Origin of the sequence: Planctopirus limnophila DSM 3776, from assembly GCF_000092105.1 — a bacterium.
GTDB classification, from domain to species: Bacteria; Planctomycetota; Planctomycetia; order Planctomycetales; family Planctomycetaceae; genus Planctopirus; species Planctopirus limnophila.
Genome location: NC_014148.1, coordinates 1,415,243 through 1,427,923, shown reverse-complemented (window position 1 = coordinate 1,427,923; position 12,681 = coordinate 1,415,243). Strand labels below are relative to the sequence as shown.

10 protein-coding genes are annotated in these 12,681 nt (G+C 53.2%); 7 read left to right on the top strand and 3 right to left on the bottom strand.

Annotated elements, in window-relative coordinates; translation table 11 throughout:
- Window positions 1-442: 442 nt before the first annotated feature.
- Window positions 443-811 (top strand): hypothetical protein, encoded by a 369-nt coding sequence (locus PLIM_RS05805; RefSeq protein WP_148226996.1) that lies wholly within the window; start codon window positions 443-445, stop codon window positions 809-811.
- A gap of 1,840 nt (window positions 812-2,651) precedes the next feature.
- On the opposite strand, the gene PLIM_RS05800 is transcribed toward PLIM_RS05805, so the two are convergent.
- Together PLIM_RS05800 and PLIM_RS05795 are read right to left on the bottom strand one after the other, a co-directional pair.
- Window positions 2,652-4,109: a DUF1501 domain-containing protein gene (locus PLIM_RS05800; protein WP_013109387.1), complete on the bottom strand. Its 1,458-nt coding sequence runs from the start codon at window positions 4,107-4,109 to the stop codon at window positions 2,652-2,654.
- Window positions 4,110-4,195: 86 nt separating this feature from the next.
- Window positions 4,196-6,697: a DUF1549 domain-containing protein gene (locus PLIM_RS05795; RefSeq protein ID WP_230849411.1), complete on the bottom strand. Its 2,502-nt coding sequence runs from the start codon at window positions 6,695-6,697 to the stop codon at window positions 4,196-4,198.
- A 186-nt stretch (window positions 6,698-6,883) separates the two neighbouring features.
- On the opposite strand from PLIM_RS05795, the gene PLIM_RS05790 reads away from it, so the two are divergent.
- The 6 genes from PLIM_RS05790 (at window position 6,884) to PLIM_RS05765 (ending at window position 11,784) form a co-directional block, all read left to right on the top strand.
- A complete protein-coding gene (locus PLIM_RS05790) occupies window positions 6,884-7,234 on the top strand; it encodes a hypothetical protein (RefSeq protein ID WP_013109385.1) in 351 nt (116 codons plus the stop codon).
- Between the two features lie 167 nt (window positions 7,235-7,401).
- Window positions 7,402-8,046 (top strand): TetR/AcrR family transcriptional regulator, encoded by a 645-nt coding sequence (locus tag PLIM_RS05785; RefSeq protein ID WP_013109384.1) that lies wholly within the window; start codon window positions 7,402-7,404, stop codon window positions 8,044-8,046.
- Window positions 8,047-8,103: 57 nt separating this feature from the next.
- Window positions 8,104-9,240 (top strand): ABC transporter permease, encoded by a 1,137-nt coding sequence (locus PLIM_RS05780; RefSeq protein WP_196349535.1) that lies wholly within the window; start codon window positions 8,104-8,106, stop codon window positions 9,238-9,240.
- A 29-nt stretch (window positions 9,241-9,269) separates the two neighbouring features.
- A complete protein-coding gene (locus tag PLIM_RS05775; RefSeq protein WP_230849410.1) occupies window positions 9,270-9,965 on the top strand; it encodes an ABC transporter ATP-binding protein in 696 nt (231 codons plus the stop codon).
- Window positions 9,966-10,009: 44 nt separating this feature from the next.
- On the top strand, window positions 10,010-11,053 hold the full coding sequence (locus PLIM_RS05770) for an HlyD family secretion protein (protein ID WP_013109381.1): 1,044 nt from the start codon (window positions 10,010-10,012) through the stop codon (window positions 11,051-11,053).
- 428 nt (window positions 11,054-11,481) lie between these two features.
- Window positions 11,482-11,784 carry a hypothetical protein gene (locus PLIM_RS05765; RefSeq protein WP_013109380.1) on the top strand — a complete coding sequence of 101 codons (303 nt, stop codon included), beginning with the start codon at window positions 11,482-11,484 and terminating at the stop codon, window positions 11,782-11,784.
- 9 nt (window positions 11,785-11,793) lie between these two features.
- On the opposite strand, the gene PLIM_RS05760 is transcribed toward PLIM_RS05765, so the two are convergent.
- The gene (locus tag PLIM_RS05760) at window positions 11,794-12,066 is read right to left on the bottom strand and encodes a S1 RNA-binding domain protein (protein ID WP_013109379.1); all 273 of its coding nucleotides are present in this window, start codon (window positions 12,064-12,066) and stop codon (window positions 11,794-11,796) included.
- Between the last annotated feature and the right edge of the window lie 615 nt (window positions 12,067-12,681).

The window sequence follows — 12,681 nt, the reverse complement described above, 5'->3', positions numbered from 1 at the left end:
ATGAACCCGTGAGAATGACCTTGGGAAGTTTACTCGAAAACCTGCGATGGGGAGAAGTCTGGCTTGATGCGTTTGTTCAGTGGTGGATTTGTTTGGGGAGGGATGGATGATGGGGCTGATGGGCATGAGCCAGAATGCGTGACAAGGACAAAGCCAATCAAGCATCATGGTGGGCGGTGGGTGGTGGAGTGCAAACCACAGGGTGGCACAGGTTGCTCGGTATACCAACGAGCCGGAAGCGTCAACGACGGGCACTCGAAAGAGATCAAAGAGATCTAAAGAGTCCCGTATGCCAGTCTCCCGCCTGCCGATTGGATACGCCACACACTTTAACTCAATCCAAGGATGTGGCTAAAGGCTGTTGGGTGTGAGAGGCCAGCTTCCGGATCAGGAAGTATCAAAGGGGTCAGGGCTCTTTGATTTCCCTAGAAAGGTGTTTAACGTGAATGATGTTCAGAGTATGTTCAAACACGAGAATGGATCATGGGTCGCTATTCAGGAGTGTGACAGGCTGGGTCGATTCACTTTGTTTCTGGATGACAATGCTGGCTTTATGTTCTTGTCATCAAATGCCAGCAGGGTACGAGACCTGTTAGACTCGCTGGAGCAAATTATTGTTGCTGCACGCAAATATGCTATTGGGTCAGTATACGGGCCTATTATCGATGCTGCGAGTGGCTTGCGTATTGATGGTGTGGTACTTCATGGATGGAATGATCTCAGGGTGTGGTTTTCCATTTCCGATTCTGGTCGCATGGTAGGTGTGAGGGTGCGGAATGGTGAATGCGTCGATGTTTATTGCGATCATTGACGTCCTTGCAGTAAAGAATTAAAACGAATGAAATCAAGAGGGGTCAGGACTCATTGAGTGTGATTCTGCTCGGTGTTCGCCTCCTGCGAGGCCCAGGTCACCACGAGCGTGTGAGGTGGATGGGTAGCATCATACACTCGATCCAGGCAATGGCGAGTTCGCAGGGTGCGTCATGTGACTTTCGTCACCCAGACGTGCAGAGTCACGTCTGGGCCACCCTGCCACCTAACAGCGCTACGAAAACATTTGGGGTGAGACGTTTTCAGCCTGAGAGAACAATACGTAGGATATCGTGTGCTTAAGTATCGCTTGTATTTTCTCTGGACATGCTTCGCATTTTAGAGGAGACGTGGGTATGCAGTTGCGCGAATAGCCGAGATTGCGACCTTTTCCAGGTAGGTAGTCGTATGAATATAGTCCCCTGCCCGACATTGCAAGAAAGAAGTCGTTGTTACCGGCTGCGTCAGTACAAACGCTTGCACAAGACACAGGCAATTCAACAAAAAAAGAATGCAACGCCAAACGATTTTCAGAAGAATTCTTGACGGATCGAGGCAGGAATCCACGCCCTCCGGTCGCAAAGTGCCCAATACACCCCGATTTATCAACAGCATACCAGTCTAAATCTTCACATTCCTCTTCAATATCTGATATTTCCGCCATAGATGCACCTATTTTTGTGTGCCAACGGTCCGTCAATAGTCGCTTTAAACAACGTTCTAGTTATACTTTCAGTTCTTCATTTCTCGCCGTCATGAAATCATCGGCTGGATGGTTTGTTCAGAGAGGATGAGCTTTGTTCGATCGTGGCGGTTTTGAGTGAGCGTGCTGGATTCGTGGATGGCATTGATCTTTGAATTTGAAAACACATGCTTGCTCAGAGCCACAAGCATGGCTCACAATAGGGTATATTTCCATCGTGATCCATGGTTAAAACCACGCCCTTCGGGGGACCTCAGGGACGTGCAACCCCGTCGATGGAGTTTCTTGTGACTGTCGTCACCCAGACGTTTAGAGCCACGCCTGGGCCACCCTGTTTGATCAGAATAAGAGAGCTTCGTGCGATCGTGGCGGTTTCAATTGAGCATGCTGGATTTGTGGATGGCATTGATCTTTGAATTTGAAAACACATGCTTGCTCAGAGCCGCAAGCATGGCACACAATGGGGTATATTTCCATCTTGATCCCTGGTCAAAACCACGCCCTTCGGGGGACCTCAGGGACGTGCCACCCCGGGGAAACGGTGTTTCTTGTTTCTATCTTTACCCAGACGTTTTGAGCCACGCCTGGGCCACCCTGCGAGCTCACTTCGATCTCATTAACCTCTTGTGGCGTTGCCACCCAGGTAGACTGAGTACAGTCAACCTGGGCCAACCTGTTTGATCAGAATAAGAGAGCTTCGTGCGATCGTGGCGGTTTTGAGTGAGCGTGCTGGATTTGTGGATGGCATTGATCTTTGAATTTGAAAACACATGCTTGCTCAGAGCCGCAAGCATGGCACACAATGGGGTATATTTCTATCTTGATCCATGGTCAAAACCACGCCCTTCGGGGGACCTCAGGGACGTGCCACCCCGGGAAACGGTGTTTCTTGTTTCTATCTTCACCCAGACGTTTAGAGCCACGCCTGGGCCACCCTGCTTTCCTTAACCACTCTTTCTGAAGAACCACTGCTGGGCAAGCCAGCAGTGGTACCCGGTTGTGCGAGTTGGTGTATTGGCATGTCCCCTACCTTTGAAGATGTCGCGGGTGGTGGGATGCCGAATATGGTCCGCAGAGCGGACCCTACGGTGCTAGGCAGAAGGAAGGCAGGCGGGAGCCTGCCCTACCTCAGGGACAGTTAGGTGAAGAGCTGCTGGACGGGGAGGCCTTTACCATCTTCTGTGACATAGAATGGGCGGCCTTCAATGGAATAGGCCGTCTTGGGGCTGATGCCCATGGCCGTCATGATTGTGGCATGCAAGTCCATGACGGTGACGGGATCTTTGATGGCAATCAGCGGGCGTTCATCAGCCGTCTGGCCATGGACGTAGGCTTTTTTCATGCCACCGCCAAACATCAGGACGCTGCTGCCGCCAGTGAAATGTCGATGCAGGCCGTAATGGGCCATTTCACTGATGTTGTCGTCGCGGAAGGCGGCTTGATCCCCTGCGTTTGAGCCGGGTTTTCCTTCCATGAGGGCGTCGCGACTGAACTCGCTGGCGACAATCACCAGGGTGCGATCGAGCAGCCCTCGTTCATCGAGTTCTTGAACGAGTGTGGCAATCGGGCGATCAATTTCCTGGTGCATGCGGGCCACGGTTTCATGCCCATTTGCATGCGTGTCCCAGTGCAGGAACGGAACATACTCGGTCGTGACTTCCACGAACCGTGCGCCATTCTCAATGAGTCGGCGGGCAAGGAGACAACCTCTGCCAAAGCGACCGGTATTGTACTTTTCCTGAACCTCTTTCGGTTCCAGCGTGATATCAAACGCTTCCCGCTCTTTGGAACTGAGCAGACGGTAGGCGTTGTCGAGACTGCGGAGCATCGATTGCTGCTGATAATCGCTGAGCTGGTCGCGATGGGGATTTTTGTCGATCAACTGCCGGAAGAGCCGCTCACGATTGGCGAATCGCGCGTTGGTCATGCCCTGGGGCGGCTTGACCGATTGAGCCGCTTCTTCCGGGAACGGAAGGTTCATCGGCCCGAACTCGCTGCCAAAGAATCCGGCTGTCGTAAACGCCTTGAGTTCTTCGCTTTCACCGACACCTTCCAGTCTCTGCCCGATATTGATGAACGCGGGCATGACGGGATTTCGCGGCCCAAGGACCTTTGCCATCCACGAACCTAAATGCGGGCAGGCGACTGTCTGGGGAGGGACATAGCCTGTATGCCAGTGATACTGATGGCGGCTATGGAGAATGCTCCCCAGATCGGGTTGGACAGCACTGCGAATGAGCGTCCCGCGATGGAGGATCTGCGCGATGTTTTCGAGCCCTTCGCAAATCTGCACACCATCAATGGAGGTATTGATGGCGGGGAACGTGCTGAGCATCTCCGCGACGGCCAGGCCCTTTTCGAAAGGGCGGTAGCGTTTGGGGTCAAAGTTGTCGGGAGCCGCCATACCGCCGGCCATCCACAGCAGAATGCAGGCATCGGCCGTCGGTTTGGGATGGACCAGCGGCTCTTCGGAATTGGCCCGTACGACTCGTGGTTCGCCTGTGGCCATGGCGGCCAGACCAGCCATCGTCAAGGCTTTGACAAAATCCCGCCGGACAATCGACCGCGGCGTGGAAGGATCAATTTCAAAAGCCATTTTTCCATCTTTCGTATGGTGCGATCTCGAAGGGAAACCGTTGCCTTCCCACGAGATTGATGTTCAAGTCATTGGAAATTATCGGATCAATTGACATAGAAAAATTCGGGTTGCATCAGGATGGCCCAGAGCAGGTCGGCCACGTTTTCCCGGGTGGGTTCGTCACCCAGAGCCGCCACTGTGGTTGCTAATTCCGTTTCTGTTGGCGGCCGGGAAAGTGCGTAGCTATAGATCCAATTGACCAGTTCGGGAGTTGTGGCAAAATCTTTTTCCAGAAGCAACCTGGCACCTTGATCCAGAGCCGTTGCTAATGTTTCTCCGTTGGAGAGATCAATCGCCTCGAGCGTTGTGAGATCATTGGGCCTCATGGAAACAATCTGATCGCGGTTGGGGCGTCCGAGGGAACGCATGAGAAAATCACTTTTCACCAGCGAGCTGCGGACCATGTGGTCTTGATCAAAGTTGAGTTCGACGAGACGGTTGATGGCGGGCTGCATGGTACGCTGCGTCCAGACATCGAGTGCCGGGACTTTGACGGCTGGTTTCCAGTCGGTCGGCTGCTGGGCGTATTTCCCTTTGGCGTCCGGGAGCGTGGGGCTCCATTCCCATTGGGTCGAGCTGCCAATGTGCTGCCGGCTGCCGTCTTTCTGAATGAGTTGTATTTCCACAAACAAACCGGCGGGATTGTTGCCTGCTCCCGCATTTTTGCCGACGACCAGCAGTTCATTGGGTTGATTGGCCTTGAGGGCGGAGGTCAGTGAATAGCTACCAAGAGTTTCCCAGTTTTTGCCATCGCCCAGCTTCTTGCCGTTCAAATAGATGGTGTACTCGTTATCGCAGGAAATGATCGCCGCTGCTTTGTGAGGCACTTCGAGCAGGTTGATGGTGGTGCGGAAGGTGAGCGTTTCGTTGGCTGGTGGAGACTTGCCATCTCGCGCAGAGTCTCCCCAGATCCATGCGGCGGTCATGGCCTGGGCTGTGGCCTCCAGCAGAGAGGGATCGAGTTTGCCTCGCACGACGTTGGCATCAGGCTTTTTGGGAGCAGTGCCGGTGAGTTGCCAGACGGCATCGACGAATTGCTCGGCGGAAAGGCGTCTGGCTCTCGGGCCGTGGAAGTTCGCCTGCATCGATTCTTCGGAAACGGATGCGGCTTTTGCCTGGTAAATTTCCGAGGTGGCGATGAACTCCAGTGTCTGCTTGAGATCGTATTGATGCTCCTGCAGATGATTGGCCAGATAATCGAGCAGGTCGGCGTTCTCGGGCTCGCTCTGCATGGCATCGAGAGGGTGAACAATGCCACGGCCCATCAGGCGATGCCATAAACGATTGACGATCGTCCGTGTGAAACGCCCGTTTTCGGGATGCGTCATGAGGTTGGCCAGTTGTTTCAGTCGTTCTTCACGCGGAGCGGCAGCGTCGACTTGCCCGAGTTCCGGGAAGGGCCAGTAGGCCTTCGCCATACGGCCTGTGGGCTTGTCGCAGCGATGGATCTCCAGGGGTCTCGTCGAGTAGATGGCGGCGAGTCCATAGGCTTCATCCAGTTTCCAGCGATCGATGAAACTGTCGTGGCAGGAAGCACATTTCAAGTTGATGCCCAGGAAGGACTGGCCCACGCTTTGAGCAAATTGAATCTCGACGGTCTGACCGGCACTGACTGTGCCGCGCCAGGTAATCCCATCGATATAGCCACGACTTTCAGGGTTGGGTGGTGCGATGAGTTCACGGGCCAATTGATCGTAGGGGAGATTGTTGAGGAGTGATTCATAGAGCCAACTGCTGATCTGTTTGCGTCCCCCCGTGATGAAGCCGGTGCCGCTGTAATCATTGCGTAGTAAGTCGTTCCAGAAGCTGAGCCAGTGTTCGGCGTAATCGACATCCCGATTCAATAACGATTGAATGAGCCGCGTGCGTTTGTCCGGATGATGATCAGCCATGAACGCGGCATATTCTTCCGGTGTGGGGAGCAAGCCAATCAGATCGAGTGAGGCACGACGGAGAAACTCACCATCGGAAATGCCGGCGGGGCGCTCGATTTGTCTGCTGGCAAATGAAGCATCGACCAGACGATCAATGGGATGAGCCCGGCCATTCAGAATGGGGGGCAATTCCACTTTTCGTGGCTTTAAAGGAGGTTCATAAGCGGGCCTGGTGAAGGCGAAGCCAGGTTCCCAGGGTGCCTTTTCCTTGATCCACTGGCGGAGCAGAGCGGCTTCTTCTTTTGTGAGCCCCGGGCCTTTCGGAGGCATGCGGAAATCGGTGTCGTCCGTGGTGACCACATGGAGTAACAGACTTTTATCGGGCTGTGCGAAATCGACGATACGACCGTTTTCACTGCCTTGAAGAAACGTTGCCTGATCATTGAGTGAGAGGCCGCCGCTGATTTTTGTCCCGGAATGACATTCCACGCAGTGTTTGCGGAGAATCGGGACGATCTGATGCGCAAAATCAACCTGAGCAAATGCAGACGTCGATGGTGAGCAGAGCCAGATGGCGAATGCGAGGCAGACCCAACACAACCCACGAAGCAACGCAATGCCATTTCGAGGCATGACGTGAGGGACAAATTTGAGGACAGGATAGTGCGACATGGGATGGATAAACTCGGCAGGCATGTTTTGTCGCGACAATCAAACTTTGGGCTGGCGGCACAAGGGTTGGATGTCGGCGCGACTTCAGTGTTGAGGAACAATTCACTGTAACTGTGATGACGGGGGAATCCAAGAGGTAAGCACTCATTGATGTGTTTCTGCGGGGCGTAGACCTTTTCGAATCCCATGAGCCTGATCAATCAGGCACTGGCCCCGTACAACTATTACAACCTGCCGTTCATTCCCCAGGCGTTCACCAACGCCATGGGTGGCTATGAACCGTCGTATCTGGGCGACTGGCATCTGTCGAGTGAAGGTTGGGCCAGTGATACGCAGTATTACAAGTACTACGAGAACGACCGCACAGGGGATTGGCGGATCGATTACTGGGATCACAAGCCTGCCGAGAACGAAACACCGCAGCGCAGCGAATACGGCGGCCCCAGCTATGATTCGATCCAGCAGGAAGCCTACGCAGCCCAGCAACAGGCCCAAAGCCAGGCCAACCAGACACCTCCCGACTCAACAAGACGTTGAGCACGATTCTCATGAATCAATTGTGGCCGCTCGACCGGCATAACAGTCGTTCTTCGCCGTCATTTTGTCAGAGCAGTTTTTTTCTTCAGACGAGACTTGACGCTGTGTAATACATTCGTACAATACATCCGTACCACACGCAGAGGCTGGAATGGGAGAAAGCCGAAATGGGTGCTGCCAGAGATTCACAAAAAACGAAAGCCACAGTGATTCAGGCCGCAGGCGAATTGTTCGCAATTTCGGGCTTCTCCGGCGTTACTGCCAGGCAAGTTGCCTCAAAGGCTGGCGTTTCTCTGGGGGCGATTCCTTACCACTTTGGAAGCATGGAAAAGCTGTACGACGAAGTGCTCATTACGGCAGTCAAGATATCCGAGGAGGCCCAGCCCCTGGCGGAGCAAGCCCTCGCAGCTGCTCCCGCTGAGGGTCTTCGGTTGGCCATCCAATGGATGATCAAAGATTACTCAGCTCAAAAGGTCGCGTGGCCCCTGAAGCTGATTGAACGCGAAGCCATCGATCCGTCAGCCTCGTTTAGGAAGGTTCTCAAGCGGCATTACTTGCCCGAGTTTGATTGGCTCTGCGAAGTGATCAGCCGCGCTTCTGGCAAGTCCAAGGACTCTGACTCTGTTCGGTTCGGCACGATTTCGATGCATCTTCTCACTTCGACCTTTATGACGCACCGACGGCTTCTTGAAGACTTCGCACCCAGGGTTGTCGAAAATGTTCGAGAAAGCGAATCCTTTGTGGAAATGATCGCTCACGTGACCCTCGATGCGGTCACTCGCTACGAACAGGCGTACCCGACAATAAATTGAAGCAAGGCCATTCCTCGATCAGATCATCGAAAGGCGAAAGAGGGAATCATGATATTTGTGGCATTCAAAATATTGTTGCACGACAAGGCCAAGTATCTGGCACTCGTGTTAGGGATCTCATTCGCTACGCTTCTCATCAGCCAGCAATCCGCAATTTTCCACTCGCTGATGTATGCATCGACACGAGAAATCCTCGAAGCAAACCAGGCCGATATCTGGGTCATGAAGCCCAGTGTCGAAACGCTTGAGCAAGGCTACCCCATGGCGGAGTTAGCCGTGAATCGCGTCCGTTCCATCGATGGTGTGGAATGGGCAGTGCCCTACTATCAATCCATTGCACAGCTGCGGACCGAGGACGGCAGGATGAAGTCTGTGCAATTGATAGGCATCGACGATCTATCAATGGTAGGTGCTCCCCAGCAGATGCTGATCGGCGATCTCAAGGATCTGCAGCGTCCCGACGCAATCATCATGGATATTGCCGGCTACATAAATATCTTCCCGGAGACACCACCCCAGACGGGTGCCACCGTTGAAATCGGGCAGCGCCGCGCAGTCATTGTCGGGATTTGCTACATCGGCACCTCCTGGAACGGTTTACCTCGCATCTACACGCGAAGAAGCCTGGGTGTGGCCATGGCAAGAGAAACTCTGAATCCCGTGACCTATGTGCTGGCGAGGGCTCGTCAAGGAAACTCACCCGAAGAAGTCGCTCGGAAAATCACCAGCTTAACGGGTCTTAAGGCGCGAACTCGCAATGCATTTATGGACGAAACTCGACTCTGGATCCTAAAGTATTCAGGTATTGCTGAAAATTTTGGAATCACAATTTTAATGGGGGTCGTCATCGGTGTCGCAATTGTAGGACAGACCTTCTACATGTTCAGCGTCGAAAACCTGAAGCAGTTTGCGACCTTGAAAGCGATTGGTATCGCCAACTGGATCATCCTCAAGATGATCATGATCCAGGCACTCTTTGTATCGTTGATCGGATACTGCCTCGGCATCGGTGTTGCCAGTTTGTTCTTTGCCATCTCCAGCACTCAACTCTCGGGCGGCTTACGGGGGATGTTCATGCATCCGTTCATCTTCATGGGTTCAGGAGTTTTTATTGTATTAGTCACCTTATTGGCCTGCATCGTCAGTGTTCGAAAGGTGTTGACAGTTGATCCCGCGATTGTCTTCCGAGGTTGATCATGAGTGTGAACTGCAAGAACGTGAAAATGTCCTTTAAGTCCGCTGCAGGAACGGTGAACGTCTTGAAAGGGGTTGATTTCGAGGCCCCGATTGGCAAACTGACCATGCTCGTCGGGCCGAGCGGATGCGGCAAGACAACCTTGATCTCGTTGATCGCAGGCTTGTTGCGTGGAGCCTCGGGGACAATGGAAGTCTTCGGCAATGAAGTGTTGACCATGTCGGCTTCAATGCTCGTCCCATATCGACTGAAAAACATCGGATTCATCTTTCAGCAATACAACTTGCTCGCAGGCTTAACCGCCTCGGAAAATGTCGCAGTCCCGCTCGTCGCCAGTGGGACAGGCTGGCCAGTCGCACTGGAAAAAGGGCGCATCTTACTGGGCAAACTGGGGATGAATGCCCACATCGATAAACTTCCCAGTCAACTCTCCGGCGGCCAGCAGCAGCGAGTTGCCATCGCCAGAGCTCTGATCCATGAGCCCCGACTGCTGCTCTGCGACGAACCGACCGCAGCACTTGATGGACAATCGGGAAAAGTCGTAATGAATCTCCTCAAGGAGCTGGCGGTCGCCGATGATCGAGCCGCTATTGTTGTCACTCATGATCCACGAGTTTATAGCTTCGCTGATCGCGTGGTACATATGGAAGATGGTTTGGTCGCCAAGGTCGAAAGTATTGTGACTCCCAGCTCTACCGACAGCACGAACGACACTGCACATTGAATCGATTTGATAGAGATTGCCATTCATTAATGAAGGGTAAAAGTATGTTGATCAGATTTGGTACGCCCCTCTTGGCGGCCCTGGCCATGGGATTTGGAATTGCAACGTTGACTCATCTCACGCCCAAAGAGCAACTCACCCCAGCACCCAATCCTCCCACTTCATCGACGATTAGCGAAAGCACGATCTCGGGTCTCGGAGAGGTTCAGATGGCAGGAGAACCCATCGCGATCGCCACCCCGCTCTCTGGAATTGTCACCCGCGTACACGTGGTCACTGGCCAGTCAGTTCGAGCCGGAGATCCTTTGTTCACACTCGACGATCGCGCACTCACTGGCGAACTCAATTTTCGCAAGGCGACACTGGCCACCGCCCAGGCGAAACTGGGCAAATTAGAAGCAGGCACGCGGCCAGAAGATTTTCCATCAAGCCGCGCCAAGGTCGAAGCCATGACGGCATTATTCAAACGAAGTGAAGACGCATGGAATCGCGCTAAACTCTTGATTGACAAACGGGCCTTGAGCGAAGAAGAGCAGAATGCTCGTCGCTATCTGTACGAACAGTCCGCCGCAGAACTGTCTCAAGCAAAAGCCGATCTGGCAAAACTCGAAGCGGGGACATGGAAACACGATCTCGAAATCGCCCAGCGCGAAGTGGAGGCTGCAGCCGCCAGTCTGGCGATGATACAGATCGATCTCGATCGTTTGGTGATTCGTGCCCCTGTTGATGGTCTCGTGCTTCACGCAGACGTCCGGCCCGGAGAATTTGCCGAAGCAGGGAATCGCGACAAACCGCTGATCCAGCTTGGGCAGCACGGACCACTTCGAGTTCGCGTGCAAATCGATGAAGAAGATGCCATCAGGGTCAAAGCCAATTCGAAAGCCGAAGCATTTGTTCGCGGAAGGGACAGAACGGCCGTCAAACTTCAATTCGTCCGCATCGATCCGCGGATCGTTCCCAAAAGTTCGCTGACCGGCGGCACAACAGAACGGGTAGATACCCGCGTCCTCTTTGTAGTTTATGAAGTCGTTGAAAACCCCACCCGGATCTACGCTGGCCAGAAACTCGACGTTTTTATGGAGGGCTAACACAGGCTGACACACCTTGCTCGTCTTCGATCGACCCGTGTGCCGCACGCAGAGGAGATGACCGTAACAACCAGCAAGCCACTCTCATCTACACCATAAAATCAGGCGGAATCAGAACAGTTGTTGACGGGGAATAAGACCTCTTGCGGCTTCAACACTGCGAAAGAAATCGGATTTCAACGGCAGCCACCCTGCCACCAAAGAGTCCTGCCCCGAATGGCACTGCCGGTTGTATGATAGTTCGTTGATAGCGCGTAGCGGTAGGAGGCACGCGCGAGGGGCATGTGCTGTCGGTGATTTGATGGCGGGGAGGGGCGGGCGTAATCAGGTTTTCGTCTTGGCGTGGAGACATTTCGGGCCTATCGTTCGCAGGGTGTCCCCGGTTGAAATGCTGATTTCTACCGGGGTGGCTTTGCCACAGGAGGTTTTTGGGCACCACCCTTCCCATGGCGACCATCATGGGCTCAGGCACATCCCAAGCCGACGATCTCCACACGGATATGACGTTCGATCTGGCATCGTCGGGTTTTGGTTTGCATTACGAGATCACCCAGATTCAGGGACAATCTCGGATCAAAGCCGGTTCTCTCACGGAAGAAGTGGTCATCGTTGGCCGCATCTGTGTGATCGTGCCAATAATTGTTGCATTGGCAGGCACTCTGCTTTTGAAGATGTCGTGGGTGGTGGTGGGCGGAAGATGGTCCGCACAGCGGACCCTACGGTGCCATTGATAGCCTAGTTCAATACCATTCCAGATGGTCGAGGTTGGTCAATCGGACGTCCACAGGCTTCAGGCACCAGCCCAGAACTCTGACTTTCAGCTGGTCACCGACTTGAGGATAGTCTTCTGGAAAGTTGTTTTGGCCAGGTGGCTTGGTAAACAATGGTCCGAAGTGAATGATTTCCAGGAGTGCTTTGACGTCTGGGATTTCATCCAAACGGACAAATACACCGAAGACAGCCGTATCAATCACCTGACCAGTCATGGGTGTACCCGGAGGGAACTTCGCCATGAGTTCTTCCCATGCCTCCTGGGAGTAACTCTTCCACGTTGCTGAAATGCTCTCGTAAGAGTTCGGTTGTTGACTTTTTTGTCCCAAGGCTTTTTTCTCTAGAATAAGTGACGGTGACGACTGTCACAAGAAGCTGTTGTGTAAAATACGCTAAGTGGCGAGGATTGCTCGTAGAGAACTATAGGTGTCACGGAGCGAATTGGTGCATTGGCATGCACCCTACTTTTGAAGATGTCGTGGGTGGTGGTTATCGCGAGATGGTCCGCACAGCGGACCCTACGGTGTTGTTATTGCTATACATCTTTTAGAAATGGGTTCAGGTAATTAGATTACTTTGCCTATTTACAACAAAAGACCAGCATCTTATTACCGGCAACAAGCACACGATACCACAAAGCGTCCGAGTGGCACTGCCGGCTTGTCCAGCAGTGCTCGTATAACTTTGCCACGATCACACATTCAGCCAAGTTAACATCACCATTTGAATGACATCCTCAATTGCTTTTACCAAGACTGCAATCAATCCTTTATAGCAATAGGGTGATCTCGAATGGACCACCTTAACCACGTTCCCTTAAAACCACTGCTGGGCAAGCCAGCAGTGCCACCCTGTCG